The sequence below is a fragment of the Calidifontibacter terrae genome, assembly GCF_054778835.1.
In genome coordinates, this window is sequence record NZ_BAAGZF010000007.1 from 385,915 (window position 1) to 404,953 (window position 19,039).

Annotated in this window: 21 protein-coding genes; all 21 read left to right on the top strand. The window is 67.4% G+C overall.

Features of this window, described 5'->3' with window-relative positions; translation table 11 throughout:
* Positions 1-17 precede the first annotated feature (17 nt).
* Positions 18-971, top strand: coding sequence for a proline dehydrogenase family protein (locus ACYU98_RS13415; RefSeq protein WP_460468715.1), 954 nt, complete (start codon positions 18-20; stop codon positions 969-971).
* Positions 972-983: 12 nt separating this feature from the next.
* Positions 984-1,787, top strand: a complete 804-nt coding sequence (gene proC, locus ACYU98_RS13420) for a pyrroline-5-carboxylate reductase (protein ID WP_460468716.1) — start codon at positions 984-986, stop codon at positions 1,785-1,787.
* Positions 1,788-1,897: 110 nt separating this feature from the next.
* Positions 1,898-2,440 carry a GNAT family N-acetyltransferase gene (locus ACYU98_RS13425; RefSeq protein WP_460468717.1) on the top strand — a complete coding sequence of 181 codons (543 nt, stop codon included), beginning with the start codon at positions 1,898-1,900 and terminating at the stop codon, positions 2,438-2,440.
* A 16-nt stretch (positions 2,441-2,456) separates the two neighbouring features.
* A complete protein-coding gene (locus tag ACYU98_RS13430; protein ID WP_460468718.1) occupies positions 2,457-3,665 on the top strand; it encodes an acetoin utilization protein AcuC in 1,209 nt (402 codons plus the stop codon).
* Between the two features lie 220 nt (positions 3,666-3,885).
* A complete protein-coding gene (locus ACYU98_RS13435; protein ID WP_460468719.1) occupies positions 3,886-4,086 on the top strand; it encodes a helix-turn-helix domain-containing protein in 201 nt (66 codons plus the stop codon).
* Positions 4,087-4,196: 110 nt separating this feature from the next.
* Positions 4,197-4,295: a 30S ribosomal protein bS22 gene (locus tag ACYU98_RS13440; protein ID WP_003792170.1), complete on the top strand. Its 99-nt coding sequence runs from the start codon at positions 4,197-4,199 to the stop codon at positions 4,293-4,295.
* Positions 4,296-4,376: 81 nt separating this feature from the next.
* Positions 4,377-5,387: an NAD-dependent epimerase/dehydratase family protein gene (locus ACYU98_RS13445; protein ID WP_460468720.1), complete on the top strand. Its 1,011-nt coding sequence runs from the start codon at positions 4,377-4,379 to the stop codon at positions 5,385-5,387.
* Positions 5,380-6,516: a lysophospholipid acyltransferase family protein gene (locus tag ACYU98_RS13450; RefSeq protein WP_460468721.1), complete on the top strand. Its 1,137-nt coding sequence runs from the start codon at positions 5,380-5,382 to the stop codon at positions 6,514-6,516. The genes ACYU98_RS13445 and ACYU98_RS13450 overlap by 8 nt, the downstream gene beginning before the upstream one ends.
* Entirely contained in the window at positions 6,516-6,779 is a 264-nt protein-coding gene (locus tag ACYU98_RS13455) for a glutaredoxin family protein (RefSeq protein WP_460468722.1), read from the top strand. The genes ACYU98_RS13450 and ACYU98_RS13455 overlap by 1 nt, the downstream gene beginning before the upstream one ends.
* 178 nt (positions 6,780-6,957) lie before the next feature.
* Positions 6,958-7,623 (top strand): redox-sensing transcriptional repressor Rex, encoded by a 666-nt coding sequence (locus ACYU98_RS13460; protein WP_460468723.1) that lies wholly within the window; start codon positions 6,958-6,960, stop codon positions 7,621-7,623.
* Positions 7,620-8,915: a glutamyl-tRNA reductase gene (locus ACYU98_RS13465; protein ID WP_460468724.1), complete on the top strand. Its 1,296-nt coding sequence runs from the start codon at positions 7,620-7,622 to the stop codon at positions 8,913-8,915. Before ACYU98_RS13460 ends, ACYU98_RS13465 begins: the two co-directional genes overlap by 4 nt.
* Positions 8,912-9,925 (top strand): hydroxymethylbilane synthase, encoded by a 1,014-nt coding sequence (gene hemC / locus ACYU98_RS13470; RefSeq protein ID WP_460468725.1) that lies wholly within the window; start codon positions 8,912-8,914, stop codon positions 9,923-9,925. The genes ACYU98_RS13465 and hemC overlap by 4 nt, the downstream gene beginning before the upstream one ends.
* The gene (locus ACYU98_RS13475; RefSeq protein WP_460468726.1) at positions 9,922-11,544 is read left to right on the top strand and encodes a bifunctional uroporphyrinogen-III C-methyltransferase/uroporphyrinogen-III synthase; all 1,623 of its coding nucleotides are present in this window, start codon (positions 9,922-9,924) and stop codon (positions 11,542-11,544) included. Before hemC ends, ACYU98_RS13475 begins: the two co-directional genes overlap by 4 nt.
* 5 nt (positions 11,545-11,549) lie before the next feature.
* Positions 11,550-12,521 (top strand): porphobilinogen synthase, encoded by a 972-nt coding sequence (gene hemB / locus ACYU98_RS13480; RefSeq protein ID WP_460468898.1) that lies wholly within the window; start codon positions 11,550-11,552, stop codon positions 12,519-12,521.
* 27 nt (positions 12,522-12,548) lie between these two features.
* Complete coding sequence (locus tag ACYU98_RS13485) at positions 12,549-13,016, top strand: MarR family winged helix-turn-helix transcriptional regulator (protein WP_460468727.1); 468 nt, start codon at positions 12,549-12,551, stop codon at positions 13,014-13,016.
* A 43-nt stretch (positions 13,017-13,059) separates the two neighbouring features.
* Positions 13,060-14,388, top strand: coding sequence for a glutamate-1-semialdehyde 2,1-aminomutase (gene hemL, locus ACYU98_RS13490; RefSeq protein WP_460468728.1), 1,329 nt, complete (start codon positions 13,060-13,062; stop codon positions 14,386-14,388).
* Complete coding sequence (locus tag ACYU98_RS13495) at positions 14,385-15,029, top strand: histidine phosphatase family protein (protein ID WP_460468729.1); 645 nt, start codon at positions 14,385-14,387, stop codon at positions 15,027-15,029. The genes hemL and ACYU98_RS13495 overlap by 4 nt, the downstream gene beginning before the upstream one ends.
* 46 nt (positions 15,030-15,075) lie before the next feature.
* Positions 15,076-15,675 (top strand): TlpA family protein disulfide reductase, encoded by a 600-nt coding sequence (locus ACYU98_RS13500; RefSeq protein WP_460468730.1) that lies wholly within the window; start codon positions 15,076-15,078, stop codon positions 15,673-15,675.
* Positions 15,676-16,422, top strand: a complete 747-nt coding sequence (locus tag ACYU98_RS13505) for a cytochrome c biogenesis CcdA family protein (protein ID WP_460468731.1) — start codon at positions 15,676-15,678, stop codon at positions 16,420-16,422. It abuts the gene before it with no gap.
* Positions 16,422-18,038, top strand: coding sequence for a cytochrome c biogenesis protein ResB (gene resB / locus ACYU98_RS13510; protein ID WP_460468732.1), 1,617 nt, complete (start codon positions 16,422-16,424; stop codon positions 18,036-18,038). The genes ACYU98_RS13505 and resB overlap by 1 nt, the downstream gene beginning before the upstream one ends.
* Positions 18,038-19,039: a c-type cytochrome biogenesis protein CcsB gene (gene ccsB / locus ACYU98_RS13515; RefSeq protein WP_460468733.1), complete on the top strand. Its 1,002-nt coding sequence runs from the start codon at positions 18,038-18,040 to the stop codon at positions 19,037-19,039. Before resB ends, ccsB begins: the two co-directional genes overlap by 1 nt.

Below are 19,039 nucleotides of genomic sequence, written 5' to 3' on the forward strand. Positions count from 1 at the left end.
CCCGAGAGGAGCCTTCGATGTTCGACCCGAGTGCAGCACTCCGTCAGGGACTACTAGGCGTCAGCCGCAACGACAGGGTCCGCGATCTGGTGCAGAAGGCACCCGTCAGCCGCGACGTCGTACGCCGATTTGTCGCGGGCGAGGGCCCAGCCGACGCCGTACGAGTGGCGCGCGAGCTTGAGGGCAAGGGCCGGCTCGTCAGTCTCGACTTCCTCGGCGAGGACACCCTCGACCGCGCCCAGGCCGCCGCGACTCGCGACGCCTACCTCGAGGTGCTGGCAGACCTTGCCGATGCCGATCTGTCCGAGAACGGTCGGGTCGAGGTCAGCGTCAAGCTGAGCGCGCTCGGCCAGGGGCTCCCACAGGACGGCGCGAAGATTTCGCTCGACCACGCCCGATCGATCTGCGAGGCCGCCGCGATCGCCGGCACCACGGTCACCCTCGATATGGAGGACCACACCACCACCGACACCACGCTCGAAGCACTGGTCGCGCTGCGCAAGGACTTCCCCTCCACTGGCGGGGTGCTTCAGGCCTACCTCAAGCGCACCGAGGGTGACTGCCGCGACCTCGCCGTCGCCGGCAGCCGCATCCGGTTGTGCAAGGGTGCCTATGCGGAGCCCTCCTCGGTCGCGTTTCAGGACCGCGGCGAGGTCGACATGAACTACGTGAAGTGCCTGCGCATCCTGATGGAGGGCGACGGCTATCCGATGGTCGCCAGTCATGACCCGCGGATCATCGAGATCGCCGGGTCGCTGGCCACCAAGGCGCTGCGCGCTCCGGACTCCTTCGAATATCAGATGCTGCTCGGCATCCGGCCGAACGAGCAGCAGCGATTGGCTGACGCCGGCCACCGGATGCGGGTCTACGTTCCCTACGGCGACGAGTGGTACGGCTATCTGGTTCGCCGGATGGCTGAGCGCCCCGCCAACACCATGTTCTTCGTCCGCGCCCTCGGTTCGCGGCGCTGAGGGAGAAGCCCGATGAGCAAGACTCTGGCCCTGTTGGGCGTCGGCGTGATGGGCGAGGCCTTGTTGTCGGGCCTGGTTCGGTCTGGCCACTCGGCCGCCGACATCGTCGTCAACGACCGGCATGCGCCCAGGGCCGCGCAGATCCAGGAGAAGTACGGCGTGCGCACGGCCTCGGTCGGCGATGCTGCCGCTCAAGCCGACACCGTGGTTCTGGCGGTCAAGCCTCAGGACATGTCGGCCCTGCTGGACGAGGTGGGCCCGCGGCTGCGCCCCGGCGCGCTAGTCGTGTCGATCGCGGCCGGCATCACCACCGCCTACCTCGAAGCCCGGCTGCCCGAAGGCACCCCGGTCGCGCGCGCCATGCCGAACACGCCGGCGTTGGTCGACCAGGGGATGGCCGCGGTCAGCCCGGGCAGCCACTGCACCGACGACCACCTGATCGAGGCCACCCGACTGCTCGAGGGGTGCGGCAAGGTCGTCACTGTCGCCGAGAAGCACCTGGATGCGGTGACCGCGATCAGCGGCAGCGGTCCGGCCTACGTGTTCTATGTCGTCGAGGCGATGATCGAGGCCGGGGTGTTGCTCGGTCTGCCGCGCTCGACGTCCACTGAACTGGTGGTGCAGACCGTCGTGGGCGCCGCGACGATGCTGCAGGAGACGGGCACCCACCCGACCGTGCTGCGGGAGCAGGTCAGTTCGCCCGGCGGAACCACCATGGCCGCGGTGCGGCAACTGGACGATCACAAGGTCCGGGCGGCCTTCCTGACGGCGATCGAAGCGGCCGCGCGGCGCTCAGGGGAGCTGTCACAGGGCTGAGAGTTCGCCCCTGGGGCTGTGCGATGCCAAACCGGCTGGTTAGGCTGATGCCACCCCGAAACCGGTCCCCGCAGTCTCGGGGTCAGCGAGGACATGGAAAGGTGGAACGCATGAGCGAGCTCACGATCCGCACGTTGGAGGCCGACGAGTGGCAGACCTACCGGGATGTCCGGTTGTCCGCCTTGGAGGAATCGCCTGACGCCTTCGCGGCATCGGTTTCGCAGGAAAAGCAATACGACGAGGACTTCTGGCGCGCCCGCGTCGACCGGTCCCGCCGGCTGGTCGCTCAGGATGAAGAGTCCAAGGTTGTTGGTGTGGTGTCGGTCGGCGACCGCTCCACCGAGGATGACCGCATCGGCGAACTCTTCGGCCTCTGGGTCACCCCCGATCTGCGCGGCCAGGGAGTTGCCTGGAAGCTGGTTCAGGCCGGCGTCGAGCAGGCAACCTCGGAAAACTACGCCTTCCTGCTCTATTGGGTCGGAACAGACAACGGTCGTGCGGTCGCCTTCGCCAGCAGCTTCGGCTTCCGGCCCACCGACAGCCGCCGCCCGATGAAGGGCGCCACGCCCGAGACCGAGGACGACGAGGAGATGGCGATGGTCTATGCACTTTCCGATGACCCCGCCGCCGTCCCGAGCTCGGTCGTCAGCTGATCCGAGCTCGGTCGTCATGACGGCCACACCGTCCACCAGGGTCTATTGGGACGACTCGCTGCTGCGCTACGACTTCGGCGAAACCCACCCGATGAACCCGTTGCGGCTCGATCTCACCACCCGTCTGGCCCGCTCGCTGGGCGTCCTCGACCTTCCCGGAGTGACCGTCGTTCCGGCGCCGGTGGAGGGTAACGTGGACGCGATCCTGCAGACGGTCCACACCGCTGACTTCATCGCCGCGGTCAAAGCGGCGTCCTCGAATCCCGCCGACGCCGATCCCGCGTACGGCCTGGGCACCGAGGACGACCCGGCGTTCGTCGGGATGCACGAAGCGTCCGCAAAAATCGCCCTCGCGACTCGCGACGCTTGCCGCGCGGTGTGGACGGGCGAGGTCGAACACGCGGTGAACTACTGCGGCGGTCTTCACCACGCGATGGCCGACAGGGCCTCCGGTTTCTGCGTCTACAACGATGCGGCGATCGGCATTCAATGGCTGCTCGACCATGGGGTCGAGCGGGTCGCTTATGTCGATGTCGACGTCCACCACGGTGACGGCGTCGAGCGGATCTTCTGGAACGACCCGCGCGTCCTGACCATCTCGGTGCACGAGTCGGGGCGGGTGCTTTTCCCGGGCACCGGCTTCCCGGGCGACATCGGCGGTCCGGATGCGCAGGCATCGGCGGTGAACGTGGCCCTGCCGCCCGGCACCGGTGACGCCGCATGGTTGCGCGCGATCCACGCCGTCGTGCCGCCGTTGGTGCGCCAGTTCCGACCACAGGTGTTGGTCACCCAGCAGGGCTGCGACTCCCACTACTCCGACCCGCTGGCTCACCTCGCGATCAGTATTGACGCCCAATACACCGCGTTCCGCACCCTGCATGACTTGGCCCACGAGGTCGCCGACGGCAAATGGGTCGCGCTTGGTGGTGGGGGATACGAACTGGTCGACGTCGTTCCGCGGGCCTGGACCCACCTCACCGCGATCGCCGCCCACGCGCCGATCCCGCTCGCCACGTTGGTGCCGCAGGAGTGGCGCGACCATGTGACTCGGCTCGTCGGTCGCCCCGGCCCGCCCCGGATGGGCGACGGCGTCGCCGACGGCGACCATGTTTGGTATCGCTCCTGGGCGACCGGCAGTGACCCGGCCGACCCAGTCGACCAGGCCGTACAAGCAACGCGTGAGGCAGTGTTTCCGGCCCATGGCTTGGACGTGTGGTTCGACTGAGCCGCAACCGGTTTCGACGCGGCCGCGGCTGACGCCTCGTTCGGTTCAACCAAGTGCAGGCATCGGTGAGGGCGGCCAAATCTGTCAGAAAATTCGGCCCGTACGGCGTGTCGCGCTGGACTTTTCGTCTCGCAACTTTCCAGAACGCCTCAGGTGGCCCTAGTGTTCTCCCAGGTAACACCCATCACAGAAGTTTCGCGTGCAAGCGGAAGGGCCCCACATGGAGCAGGAGCGCCAGCTCGGTGACGTCACATTTATGACCGTCGCTGAGGTCGCCGCCATCATGCGTGTTTCGAAGATGACGGTCTATCGGCTCGTTCACTCCGGCGAGCTGCCAGCCGTACGGGTTGGTCGGTCGTTCCGGGTCCCCGAGGACGCGGTCCACGCTTACCTGAACCAGTCGTACATGGGCACCGCCTGAAATTCGGCTGATTCGGCGCGCCGCGCCGCATGCCGTAAGGTGACCCGAAGGGCACTTCGCGCCCACTAGCCATCAAGTATCCGCGACAGCAGTAAGGACACCGTCGAAGCATGGGTTCCGTCATTAAGAAGCGCCGCAAGCGCATGGCCAAGAAGAAGCACCGCAAGTTGTTGCGTAAGACGCGCCACCAGCGCCGCAACAAGAAGTAATTCACTTTCTTTACCTGCGCAGGCTCCGTTCCGAGTTTTTCGGACGGAGCCTCTCGCATGCACGTGGCCTTCCGTAGGATCGTGAGCTGGACCGAAAGGGCGTGGCCGGTGGGACGGATTGTGTTGGTGACGGGCGTTTCCCGAATGATCGGGGGGCGCGTCGCTGAACTGTTGGCTCGCGACCCTGGTGTTGACCGGGTGATCGCGGTCGACGCCGTGCCGCCCAGCCACAGTCTCGGTTCGGCGCAATTCGTCCGAGCTGACATCCGCAACCCGATGATCGGGAAGGTCATCGCTCACGAGAACGTCGACACGGTCCTTCACCTCGGTGTGATCCTGACCCCGCGGCAGGCCGGCGGACGCACCGCCCAGAAAGAGATCAACGTCATCGGGTCGATGCAGCTGCTGGCCGCCTGCCAGCGCGCCGAGTCGGTGCAACGGCTGGTCGTGAAGTCCAGTTCGGCGGTCTACGGCTCCTCGCCGCGCGACCCGGCGATGTTCACCGAGGAGATCCTGGCTCGCCGCAACCCCACCGGTGGCCACGGCAAGGACACCGCGGAGGTGGAGAACTACGTACGCGGATTCTCCCGTCGACGCCCCGACGTCAAGGTCTGCACCCTGCGGATGGCGAACGTGATCGGCCGCGGTCTACGCACCCAACTGTCCGACTACTTCACGATGCCGGTCATCCCGGTGCCGCTCGGATTCGACGGCCGGATGCAGCTGCTGCACCTCGACGACGCGCTGGAATGCCTGCGTGTCGCGGCGTTGTCCGACGTCGACGGCACCATTAACGTCGCGGCCGACGGGCTGGTGACGGTGCGACAGGCGGCGCGGGTCGCTGGCCGGCCCATCATCATGGTTCCGCCGCAGGCCGGTGGCGTCGTTGAACAAGTCGCGCGCACCATCGGTTTAGGTGGTTTTGACGCGAGCCAGATGGATTTCCTCTGCTACGGCAGGGGCATGGACACCACCCGGATGCGGGAGCAGTTGGGCTTCGAGCCTCGCTTCACCACGCGAGAGGCGTTCACCGATGTGTTCGCCTCGGCCGTGCGCCGGGCCACCGCTGCAACAGGAGACCGACGTGGCTGATCCGAAGCGACCCACCGGTCGGAACACCGCGCGCATCGACAAGCCGGCCGCTCGCGGCGCGGCGAAGAGCGAGGCGCTGCCGAGCCGGGAAGGCGTGCGCCGCAAGGCGGCTGCTGAGCGCCCGTTGCGAGTCGTGCCCGACGAGACTCCGGTTGAGCCCACGGAGCAGCCTGCGCAGGCCAGCTCGCGGCAAGGCAGTTCGATGTTGAGCGGAGTTGACCCCGAGCGCCTGGTGTCGACGATCATCGGTGTTTTGCGCTCGCTCGGCGCTGCGGCCGGGCTTGGTGGGGAAGATCTTGAGCGTCGGATCGCCCGAACCCTGGCATTCCTGCGGACCCGGGTGACCGGCGACTACGACATCGACGACTTCGGGTTCGACGAAGAGTTCACCCGCGAGATCTGGTTGCCGCTGCTGCGGCCACTGTTCCGCTACTGGTTCCGGGTCGAGGTCCGTGGCATCGAGAACATTCCGGACACCGGCCGCGCGCTCGTCGTGGCCAACCACTCCGGCACTCTGCCGATCGACGGCCTGATGACACAGGTGGGGATCTACGACGAACACCCCAACCACCGCTTCGTACGAATGCTCGGCGCCGACTTGGTCTTCCAGTCGCCCTTCATCGGTGAGCTGTCGCGCAAGTCCGGAACCACCCTCGCCGCGAATGCTGACGCCGAACGACTGTTGGAGGGCGACGAACTGGTCGCCGTCTTCCCCGAGGGCTTCAAGGGTGTCGGCAAGCCTTTCACCGACCGCTACCGGCTGCAGCGGTTCGGCCGTGGTGGCTTCGTCTCAGCCGCCGTACGCTCCGGGGCGCCGATCATTCCCTGCTCGATCGTCGGCGCGGAGGAGATCTTCCCGATGATCGGCAACGCCAAGGGGCTGGCCAGATTGCTCGGCTTCCCGTATTTCCCGGTCACCCCGACGTTCCCACTGCTCGGCCTCTTCGGCGCGATCCCGCTGCCCAGCAAGTGGATTATCGAGTTCGGCGCACCGATCGAGACCGCTCATTTCGGCGCTGCCGCCGCGGAAGACCCGATGGTGCTCTTCGACGTCACCGACGAGGTGCGCGAGACCATCCAGCAGACGCTCTACTCCCTGCTGCTGCAGCGCCGGTCGGTCTTCTTCTGATGGCAGAGCCCCGCGTGACGCTGATCGGCAAGCCCGGTTGTCACCTCTGCGACGACGCCCGCGCTGTCGTGGCGCAGGTCTGCGCCGAGACTGGGGTGCAGTGGCAGGAGCGCTCGATCCTGGACGACCCGCAACTGGCGGCCGACTACGCGGAGATGATTCCGGTGACCCTGGTCGACGGTGCCCGTCACGACTACTTCCGCGTTGACCCCGCGCGCCTGCGCAAGGCACTGGCGGGCGGAGCTCGTCGACGCTGGTTCTGAGCCCGACGGCACGCCCGACCCCGACTGCCGGACCGCCCGCGGCGTGGTGTAGCACGTTTGCCGAGTTCGTGCGACTTTGTGCCCGCGTTCACAAAGACTTATTCTCGGGGGGTCATGAACCCGAGGTGACGGTCGTTTGATATACGGCCTCATCTCCCTGGGAGGAGACCGAAAGCCCGTGAGCAGCGCGCCCGCCTCGCGTCGGGGTATCCCCGAAGCGACAGTTGCCCGGCTCCCGGTGTATCTCCGGGTCCTTCGCTCGCTGAGTTCTCGCGGCGTCGATCTCGTCTCCTCTGACGAACTCGCCGAAGCGGCCGACGTCGGTTCGGCCAAGCTTCGCAAAGACCTCTCCTTGCTCGGTTCCTACGGCGTGCGCGGCGTCGGCTATGACGTCGAGCGGCTCTCCGAGGAGATCGCCCGTGAGCTCGGGCTGCAGCGCGAGTGGTCGGTGGCGATCGTCGGGATGGGCAACCTGGGGCGAGCCCTGGCCGACTACCGAGGCTTCGCCACCCGTGGATTCACCGTCAAGTGGCTCATCGATAACGACCCGCAGGTCGCCGGCAGCGCAGTTTCCGGCCGCGCCATCGTCGGCTTCGAGGACTTCCGACCCGCTCCCGATGAAGCGGTCATCGCGGTGCTCGCAACGCCGCCTCATGCCGCCCAGTCGGCGGCCGACGAAGTGGTGGCTCGTGGCGTGCGGTCCATCCTGAACTTCGCGCCCGAGAGTCTCGATCTGCCCGCGGGTGTTGCGGTTCGCAAGGTCGACCTGGCCACCGAGCTGCAGATCCTGGCCTTCCACGAACAGCGGGCTGGTCAGGGCAACTCCGAGGCGGTGTCGTCATGAGTTTGTTGGTCGTCGGTCTTTCCCACCGATCAGCGCCGGTTGAGGTGCTCGAACGCGCCGCGTTGTCGGGTGAGCGGCCGCTGCGCCTCGACGATGCGCTACGCGCCGGTGACCATGTGAACGAGTGGATGACCGTCTCCACCTGCAACCGAGTCGAGATCTACGCCGACGTCGCAACGTTCCACGGAGCCGTAAATCAGATCTCGGAATCTCTTTGTGCGGCAACTGGTCTCGACCTCGATGAGTTGAGCAAGGTGATGTACGCCCACTTCGAGGACCGAGCCATCGCTCACCTCTTCTCGGTCGCGGCAGGGCTCGACTCGATCGCGGTCGGCGAGAGCCAGATCCTTGGTCAGTTGCGGCGTGCTTTGCATGATGGACGCGACCACGGTCACCTGCGCTCACACCTGGAGGGTGTCGCTCAGCAGGCTCTGCGGGTGGGCAAGCGCGCCCACGCCGAGACCGATATCGACACCGTCTCGCGCTCGCTGATCGAGCGCGGAGTCGCGATCGCCCAGGAGACCGTCGGGCCGATCTCGCACGTTCCAGCCTTGGTCATCGGCTCCGGAGCGATGAGTGCCCTGGCCAGCCACACGCTGCGCCGGATGGGTGTCACCGACCTGACCGTCGTCAGTCGTACGCGGGCGAATGCCGAGCGCCTCGCCGAGGGTGTCGGTGCCGTGGCCCGCCCCTGGGAGGAGCGCGCCGCTGCCCTCGCGCAAGCCCGCTTCGTCGTGTCCTGCACCGGCGCCGTCGGCCACGTCGTTGATCGAGCCGATGTTGTCGCCGCTCACAACGGGGAGCCGCAGGTCTACCTCGACCTCGCCCTGCCCCGCGACATTGACCCGGCAGCAGACGACGTCCCCGGCGTGAAGGTGCTCGATCTCGAGGACCTCCACCAAGTCCGTCAAGATGCCGGAACCCTCTCGCAAGTTCAGGCGGTCGAGGATCTGGTCACCGCGGAGGTCGCCGAGTTCGTCAGCCGTCGCCGGTCCGACGCCGTCGGACCCACCGTGGCAGCGATCCGCCGCTATGCCGCCGATGTCGTGAGCGCCGAACTCGACCGACTGGATTCGCGGGTGAGTCTGGACGAACGCGACCGCGCTCAGGTGCAGCTGACCGTGCACCGCGTCGTGGAAAAGCTCCTGCACACCCCGACCGTACGAATGAAGGAACTCGCCGGCGCTGACGCCGACATCGACTTCACCCGTCTAGTTCGCGAACTGTTCGACATCGACCCGCACAGCTCGATGGTCGCCAGCATCCCGCGGGATATCGGAGGTGTGCGATGACTGCACTCCGCCTGGGCACCCGCCGCTCCGAGTTGGCCCGCACTCAATCCGGCCACGTGGCCGACGCGCTGCGCAAGCTCGGCCACACGGTCGAGATCGTCGAGATCGTCACTGAAGGTGACGTCAACAGCGCCCCGCTGACCCAGCTCGGTGGAACGGGCGTGTTCGCCGCGGCCATCCGGCAGGCGCTGCTCCAGGAGAAGGTCGACCTGGCCGTCCACTCGCTCAAGGACCTCCCGGTCGCGCCCTACCCCGGTCTCACCGTGGCCGCGATCCCGCTTCGGGAGGACCCGCGCGACGCTCTCGTGGCTCGCGATGGCCTCACCCTGGGGGAGTTGCCGGTCGGTTCGATCGTCGGAACAGGCTCCCCGCGTCGGGTCGCTGCCTTGAACGCGCTAGGGCTCGGCCTGGAAATGCGCGCGATCCGCGGCAACGTCGACACCCGGCTGGCGAAGGTCTCCAGTGGCGAACTCGACGCCGTGATCCTGGCTTGCGCCGGCCTGCGCCGGGTTAATCGCCACGACCACATCACCGAAGCGCTGGACCCGCTGCAGATGCTGCCCGCGCCCGGTCAGGGTGCGTTGGCGGTCGAGATTCGCACCAGCGACGAGCTCACGCTCGCTGCCGTCGCGCCTCTCGACCACGCCGATACCCGCGCCGCGGTCACCGCCGAGCGGGCCGTCCTGGCCGGCCTGCAGGCGGGTTGCTCTGCACCGATCGGTGCATTGGCCGAAGTGGTCGAAGACGTCGACGGATCGCTGGAGATCTCGCTGCGCGCCTTCATCGGGATGACCGACGGAAGCCACGACATTCGCCGGTCGATCACCGGCCCCCTTGACGACGCCGAAGACCTCGGCCGACGGCTCGCGCAGATCCTTCGAGAGGACGGCGCCGCCGACATCATGTCTGCCACCCATCCCGGCAGCGAGCGACCATCCGGAGCCGGAAGTCCCGGCGGCCCCCATGCACAGCCCGAACCCGTCATCAACGCCATGGAGCGAGAGCAGTGAGCAACAGCATCAAGACGCCGGCCCGCGTCGCCTTCGTCGGATCCGGTCCGGGAGACCCCGGCCTGCTGACCGTCCGAGCAGCCGATCTGCTGCGTCGCGCCGACGCGATCATTCTCGACCAGGTTGCCCGCGAGGACTTCGTCGCCGCGTTCGCCGGTCCGGACACCGAGATCGTCGACGCCAGCCACGGTGAGGCCGGTCAGACCTTGACCACTGCCTCGCGCGCGAAGCTGGTCGTTCGCACCGCGAAGGCCGTCGGCCGTACGACCGACCGCGCGCTGGTCGTACGGCTGATGGACGGCGACCCGGGGACCTTCAACGGACTGGCCGAAGAGGCCGTTGCCTGCCACAAGGCCGGCATCGCTTTCGAGTTCGTCCCCGGCGTCAGCGCCGTGGCCGCGGTTCCGGCCTACGCCGGAATCCCGTTGACGCAGAACTCCTCTCGCGGCGTCCACGTGGTTCTCGCCGCCGACACCAAGGTTGACTACTCCCGCTCGATCTCCGACGACACCACCGTGGTGCTGCTCGGTGTGGTGGAGTCCGCCAAAGCGGCGCTGGGCCGGTTGGCCGCTGCCGGTCGCGCCGAAACCACCCCGGTCGCGGTCACCGTCGACGGAACCACGATCCACCAGCGCACCTACGAGTTCACCCTCGCCACGGTCGACGCAGGTCTGCGCGGCGTGGCCGCGACCGACCAGGTCGTTGCTGTGGTCGGCGCGCCTGTGCAGCACCGCGAGACGCTGTCCTGGTGGGAGACCAAGCCGCTGTTCGGCTGGAACGTGTTGGTCCCGCGTACGAAGGACCAGGCCGGGTCGATGACCGCGCGTCTGGGCGACTTCGGCGCCGCCAGCGACGTCGTTCCGACGATCAGCGTCGAGCCGCCGCGCACCCCGCAGCAGATGGAGCGGGCGATCAAAGGCCTGGTCACCGGCCGCTACGAGTGGGTCGGGTTCACCTCGCAGAACGCGGTCAAGGCCGTCCGCGAGAAGTTCGAAGAGTTCGGCCTCGACGCTCGCGCGTTCTCCGGTCTGAAGATCGCCGCGGTCGGTGGCGTCACCGCCGAAGCGCTGCGCGACTGGGGCCTGGTTCCCGACCTGCTGCCTTCGGGTGAGCAGTCGGCGCAGGGTCTGCTGGAGGAGTGGCCCGACTACGACGAGCTGCTCGACCCGATCAACCGGGTGTTCCTGCCGCGCGCCGACATCGCCACCGACACCCTCGTCGCCGGCCTGCAGGAGATGGGCTGGGAGGTCGACGACGTCACCGCTTACCGCACCGTTCGCGCCGCCCCGCCGGCGCCGGAAGTTCGCGAAGCGATCAAGACGGGCAAGTTCGACGCCGTCTGTTTCACCTCGTCCTCGACCGTACGAAACCTGGTCGGCATTGCGGGCAAGCCGCACGCCACGACCGTGGTGGCCTGCATCGGCCCGGCCACGGCCAAGACCGCCGAGGAACACGGCCTGCGCGTCGACGTGATGGCTGCTGAGCCGTCCGCCGAGTCGCTGGTCGAGGCGCTTGCCGACTACGGCCGCAGCCTCGCGCTGTCGGCCGCAGAGACCGGTGAAGCAGTGCGTCGCCCGAGCGAACGGCGCACCACCTCGCGCCGGAAGGCGAAGGCGTGACCGGTCTGGTAATCCGGCCCCGCCGGTTGCGCCAAACCCCAGCCGTACGCCGGATGGTCGCGCAGACGCGCCTGCATCCGGCGGAGCTGGTATTGCCGATGTTCGTCAAGGAGGGCTTGGCGTCTCCGGCGCCGATCGAATCCATGCCGGGCGTCGTCCAACACACGCTGGACAGCCTGGTCGATGCCGCCCGCGAGGCGGTCGAAGCCGGTGTCGGCGGGCTGATGATCTTCGGCGTTCCCGAAACGCGGGACGAGATCGGAACCGGCGCGACCGACCCGGGCGGCATTCTCAACGTCGCGTTGCGGCGGCTGCGAGACGAATTCGGTGACGGCACCGTGTTGATGGCTGACCTCTGCCTCGATGAGTTCACCTCCCACGGTCACTGCGGAGTCCTGGACGACCAGGGCCGGGTCGACAACGACGCCACCCTGCTGCGCTATGCCGACATGGCCGTGGCGCAGGCAGAGGCTGGGGCCCACGTCGTGGGTCCGAGCGGGATGATGGACGGCCAGGTCGCCGTGATCCGAGCTGCGCTGGATGCCGCCGGCCACCACGACGTGATCGTGCTCGCCTACGCGGCCAAATACGCCTCCGCTGCCTTCGGTCCGTTCCGGGAAGCGGTCGACTCCGCGTTGCAGGGCGACCGCGCCGCCTACCAGCAGGATCCGGCGAACCTGACCGAGTCGTTGCGCGAGGTGCGCCTCGACCTGCAAGAGGGCGCCGACATCGTGATGGTGAAGCCGGCCACTCTCTACCTCGACGTCATCGCCCATGTCGCGCCGCTGGTCGACGTGCCCGTTGCGGCCTACCACGTCAGTGGCGAGATGGCGATGATCGAAGCTGCCGCAGCCAACGGGTGGATCGATCGTGACCGGATGGTGCTGGAGCAACTGACTGCGATCCGTCGGGCGGGTGCTCAACTGATCCTCACCTACTACGCCACAGAGGTGGCGCGGAATTTGCGCGCCGGCTGAACAGCCGGTGGGGGAAGGAGCTCGGGGATGGATGCGGAAAGGAAGACCGACCAGGTCCGTTGGCTGGATGACCAGCAGCAGGCCGCCTGGCGTGACTACATCCGGGGTTCCCGGGCGTTAGAAACGGTGCTCGACAACGAGATCAGGGCGGCGTCCGGGATGTCCCTGTCGGAGTTCGAGCTGTTGTCGATGCTGTCCGAGACCGACGGCCGCACCCTGCGGATGAGCACCCTCGCCGATCTGGTTGTCCAGTCCCGATCCCGGGTCACCCACGCCGCGAACCGGCTGGAACGCCGGGGCTGGGTGGTCCGCGCCGCCTCCGACCATGACGGCCGTGGCGTCGACCTGACCCTGACCGACGCCGGCTTCGAGGCGGTCGTCGTGGCCGCCAAGGCCCACGTGATGAGCGTCCGCGCCCACCTCGTCGACCGAATGGCCGGCGCCGAACTCGTTGCGCTCGGCGCCACGATGGCGAAGGTTCGCGCCGGTCTGTGACACCGATTCGGTGTGCAGCGCCACCACTGAGAGAATGGAACGCATGTCCGACCCGCGTACGACCGCCTCAACTGCACTGCTCGACCGCGCCCGCCGAGTGACCCCGGGAGGGGTCAATTCTCCGGTCCGCGCGTTCCGCGCGGTGGGCGGCACACCCCGTTTCATCGCCTCCGCGAAGGGGCCCTGGCTGACCGATGTCGACGGCAACCGCTATGTCGACCTGATCTGCTCCTGGGGCCCGATGATCCTCGGCCATGCCCACCCGGACGTGGAGCGAGCTGTCACCGAAGCAGCCGCCCGCGGATTCTCGTTCGGCACACCCAGTGAGAACGAGGTGCTGCTCGCCGAGGAGATCGTGGCGCGGATCGACCCGGTCGAGCAGGTGCGGCTGGTCAACAGCGGCACCGAAGCGACGATGAGCGCGTTGCGGCTCGCCCGCGGTTTCACCGGTCGCTCGAAGGTCGTCAAGTTCGCCGGCTGCTACCACGGCCATGTCGACGCGCTGCTGGCCCAGGCCGGTTCGGGCATCGCCACCTTCGGGCTGCCCGACTCCGCCGGAGTGCCTGAGTCGAATGCTCACGACACGATCGTGTTGCCCTACAACGACATTCCGGCTCTGGAGAAGGCGTTTGCCGACCACGGCGCCGAGATCGCCTGTGTCATCACCGAAGCCGCGCCGGGCAACATGGGCGTGGTTCCTCCGGCCGAGGGATTCACCGCGGCGCTACGCAAGATCACCCGTGACCACGGCGCGCTGCTGATCAGCGACGAGGTCATGACCGGGTTCCGCTGCTCGGCCGCCGGCTGGTTCGGTCTGGAGGGAGAGCAAGGCGGGGGAGCCCCCGACCTGTTCACCTTCGGCAAGGTGATGGGCGGTGGCTTCCCGGCTGCCGCCTTCGGTGGTCGCGCCGACGTGATGGCGGCCCTCGCTCCCGACGGACCCGTCTATCAAGCCGGCACCCTCTCCGGGAACCCGGTCGCCACGGCGGCTGGCCTGGCAACGCTGCGCGCCTGCACCCCCGCGGTCTACGACCGGCTGCCGGTCGTGGCTCGCACCATCGCCGACGCCGCATCAGCCGAGTTGTTCAAGGCCGGCGTTCCGCACACCGTGCAGTGGGCCGGGTCGATGTTCTCCATCTTCTTCCGCGAGCAGCCGGTTCGGAACTACGACGATGCCAAAGACCAAGACACCGCCGCGTTCGGCCGGTTCTTCCACGCGATGCTGCAGCAGGGCGTACACCTGCCGCCGAGCGCCTTCGAGGCCTGGTTCGTCAGCGCATCCCACGACGAATCCGCCATCGACAGGGTGCTCCATGCGCTGCCGGTGGCTGTCCGAGCAATCACAGCAACGGATGGGACACTCGCGCCATGAAGCAGCAGCGCACGATCGTTCACCTCGTGCGCCACGGTGAGGTGGAGAACCCCCGCGGCGTCCTCTACGGCCGGATGCCCGACTTTCATCTGTCGGATCTCGGCCGTCGGATGGCCGTCTGCGTCGCTGAATTCCTCGGCAGCAACGACGTCACCCATCTGGTGTCTTCGCCGCTGGAACGCGCCCAGGAAACCATCGAACCGCTCGCCGAAGCGCTGCACCAAGCTGTCACCCTCGACGAGCGGGTGATCGAGGCGGCCAACGACTTCGAGGGCCTCACCGTCGGCAAGGACCCCAAGCAACTGCTCCGTCCGCGGATGTGGCCCAAGCTGGTCAACCCGCTGCAGCCGTCCTGGGGTGAGCCTTACGCCGAGATCGCGCAGCGGATGCGCGCCGCCGTCACCGACGCGCGGATCGCCGCGACCGGTCACGAAGCGGTCATTGTCAGTCACCAGCTGCCGGTGTGGACCGCCCGGCAGTCCTACGAGGGCAAGCGACTTTGGCATGACCCGCGCAAGCGCGAATGTTCGCTGGCCTCGGTGACCAGCCTCAACTTCGTCGGCGACGAACTGGTCAGCCTGTCCTACGCCGAGCCGGCCGGCCACCTGCTCGATCAGGCATCGGCGGTGCCCGGCGCATGAGCCACCCCACTCCTTCGTCGCTCCGAGCCTTCGCGAGGAGCGCAGCATGACGTCTCGACCCAGCCGGCGGCTCGCCGGCGCTGCCGCGTTGCTCGCTATCGCCGGCCTCACCGGTTGTTCGAGTGACCCCAATTCCATTGCCGCCCAGGCAAAAGACGGCGACAGCAAGGGCTACGTCGCCGGCGACGGAACGGTCCAGCAGCTAGCCGTTTCGCAGCGTGGCAAACCGGTGACGGTGAGCGGAACGACGCTCGATGGCAAGGCTTGGTCGACCAAGGACGCCGCCGACAAGGTGGTCGTGCTCAACGTCTGGGGCGAATGGTGCCCGCCGTGCCAGAAGGAGATCCCGCAGCTGCAGGAGGTGTGGACCGGCTGGCAGAAGTCGGGCGCGCCCGTGCAGTTGATGGGCCTTGACCAGCGCGACTCTGTCGCCCGGGCGACCGCAATCCTGCGCACCAAGAAGGCGACTTACCCCTCGCTGCGGGATGACGGCGGGCGCAGCCTGCTGGCATTGCAGGGCAAGGCCCAATACACCCCGACCACTTTGGTTCTGGACAAACAACACCGCATCGCGGCCCGGGTCAGTGGCCCGGTCGACGCCTCGACCCTGCGGGGTCTGGTGCAGGACGTCCTGGCCGGCAAGTAAGTGCATCTCGGCATCGAACAGACGGTCGCCTCCGGCAGCATGCCGGTGGCGATGGCGCTCGCCCTGTTGGCGGGTGTCGTCTCCTTCGCTTCGCCGTGTGTGTTGCCGCTGGTTCCCGGCTTCCTCGCCTACGTGACGGGGTTGACCGACGAATCGCGCAAGACCCGGTTGGTGCTCGGCGCCCTGCTGTTCGTGCTCGGGTTCGGCGCCGTGATCGTCGCGGTCGCCGCCGCGCTCGGGGTGGCGGTCGATGCCACGCAGGCCGAGCGAGGCATGCTCACCCGGGCCGGGGGAGTCGTGGTGATCCTGTTGTCGCTGGTCTACCTCGGTTTCATCGGGCAACGGGGACTGCCAGTTCGCTGGCGGCCGACGGCCGGCCTGGTGGGTGCCCCTGTTCTTGGCGCTGTCTTCGGCATCGGCATGAGTCCCTGCATCGGACCGGTGTGGGGAACGATCATCGGATTGGCCGCACCGCTGGGCCCGACCGGCACTGTCGGGCGCGGGGTGGCGCTCGCGGCCTGTTATTCGATCGGCCTCGGCATTCCGTTTGTCCTGATCGCGGCCGGTTGGTCGCGCGCAGAGCGGTGGTCGCGCTGGCTGCGTGACCACCACCGCCCGATTCAGTGGATCGGCGGCGCGCTCATGCTCATCGTGGGAGTGCTCATGGTGGCCGGAGTGTGGGAGCAGTTCATCGTCTGGATGCAGGCGAATCTCGTAGGCGCAGAAGGGTTCCGGACGATCATCTGATGACTGAGCAGACCACTTCAACACCACCGGTGCAGCCACGGCTGGGGGTGCTGGGCACCCTGCGCTGGCTCTGGCGCCAACTGACGTCGATGCGTACGGCGCTGTTCCTGCTGCTGATCCTGTCGGTGGCCGCCATCCCTGGGTCGATCTTCCCGCAGCGATCGATCAATGCTGCCCGCGTCGCGACTTACCTGACCGACCACAAGACCGCCGGACCGTGGCTCGACAAGTTCGGCTTCTTCGACGTCTTCGCCAGTCCGTGGTTTGCCGCGATCTATCTGATGCTCATCGTGTCGTTGTTGGGCTGCATCATCCCGCGGATCCGGATCCACTGGCGCACCCTGCGCTCGCCGATCCCGAAGGTTCCGGCCCGCCTCGGCCGACTGTCCGCCTCGATCGATGAGGAACTGTCGGCAAGCCCGGCAGAGGTTGTTGCCGCTGCGCGGGCGGTGCTGAGTCGGCGTCGCTATCGGATGCGCGAAGACACCGCCACCGACGGTGGGCCGCTCGAACTCGCTGCCGAGGGCGGGCGGATGCGCGAGACCGGCAACCTGCTGTTCCACACCAGCCTCGTCGTGGTCATCATCTCGGTCGCGGTCGGCTCGCTGCTCGGTTGGCGCGGAGACGTCGTGGTGCCGGTCGGCAGTTCGTTCGCCTCGACCGTGTCGCGCTACGACACGCTCGACCCGGGTCCGTTGGTCGACCTCAGCAAGCTGTCGCCCTGGTCCCTGACGGTGAACAAGCTCGATGTGAGCTTCGAGTCGAACGTGCCCACCGACTCTCCGCAATACGGTCAGCCCCGCAACTTCACCGCCCACGTCACCACCGATTCGGGCAATGGTGAGATCAAGAAGTCGACGATCGCGGTCAACCACGCGCTCAAGATCGGCGGCTCCGACGTCTACCTGCTCGGTAACGGCTACGCGCCCAAGGTCGTCGTACGCGACAACAAGGGGAACGTGCTCTACGACGACGAGACGCCGTTCCTGGCCCAGGACGGGATGTACCGCTCGATCGGTGCGATCAAAGTGACCTCCGCGTCGCCCAAGCAGCTCGGTTTCTTCGGTCTCTTCCTGCCGAGTTACGCGTTCGACACCACCCAGGGTCCCTACTCAACCTTCCCCGACCTGAACAAGCCGGCGCTGGTGCTCGGCCTCTACGAGGGAAACTTGTTCCCCGGCGATCGGCCGCAGTCGGTGTTCTCCTTGGACACGACCCAGATGACTCAGGTCATGGCGTCCGACGGGCAGCCCTACCGGTTGCTGCTGGAGCCGGGCAAGACGGTCAAGCTGCCCGGCAACCGCGGCAGCATCACCCTCGAATCGGTGCCTCGCTGGGCCGGGCTGTCGGTCCGCGAAGACCCGGGCAAGGTCCCGGCGCTGGTTGGCGCCCTGCTTGGTCTGCTGGGTCTGGTGATGTCGATGGTCCTTCGCCGGCGCCGAATCTTCCTGCGCGTGAGTGATCTCGACGACGGCGGCAGCCGGGTGCAGATCGGTGCCCTGGCCAAGGGCGACGACCCCCGTCTGCAGGTCGCGCTGGATGACCTGCTCGAAGCAGTCAAGAACCGTACGGACCCGCGCGCGTACCCTGAACCCGTGAAGAAAGCAGGTGCCTGATGATCTCGTCCGTTCTGGCCAGTCCGGTCAACGAGTCGATCGCCGATATCAGCACCAAGCTGATGTATTCGTCGGCGTTGGTGCTGACTCTGGCGATGTTGTCGTTCACCCTCGACCTCGCCGGTCACCCGGCGCGCGAGGAACGGGCGCGGGTGCGCCGTGAAGAGGCGTCGGCAGCGGTTGAATCCGCGGCCGCCGGTTCGGGCGACACCGCCGTCTTGACCCAGACCGAGACCGCCGCCGATGTTCCCGAACGCCGCCAGTGGGCCGGCACCGGCCTCTCGCTGTCGTGGCTCGGCACCCTCCTGCTGATCGCCTCGGTGATCGCCCGCGGCATTTCCGTGCACCGCCCGCCGCTGGGCAACATGTACGAGTTCCTTGCCGCCGGCAGCATGTTCGCGATGAGCGCCTACCTGATCTGGTCGACCCGCCGCGATGTGCGCTGGCTCGGCGCGTTCATCACCGGCATCGTGGTGCTCTTCGAGATGACCGCGGCGCTGGTGTTCTACACGAATGCCAGCCAGCTGATGCCCTCCCTGCGCAGCTACTGGCTTTCGATCCACGTCACTGTCGCCACCTTGTCGGTGGGTCTGTTCACGGTTGCGTTCGCGGTGCACTGCTTCTACTTCGCCCAGTCATGGCGTGAAAACGGCAAGGCCGACAAGCTGCGCTTCCTGTCCGCGGCGCCGGACTCCGGCACCCTCGACCGACTCGCGTACGGCGTCTTGATCATCGCCTTCCCGCTGTGGACCTTCACCCTCATCGCGGGCGCCGTCTGGGCGCAGGAGGCATGGGGCCACTACTGGAACTGGGACCCCAAGGAGGTGTGGACCCTGGTCATCTGGGTGCTCTACGCCGCCTACCTGCACGCCCGGATGACGGTCGGCTGGACAGGTCGGAAGGCTGCGTACGTCGCGGTCGCCGGCTTCGTCTGCGTGCTGATCAACTACGGCATCGTGAACGTGTTCTTCGTTGGCCAGCACTCCTATTCGGGGGTCTGA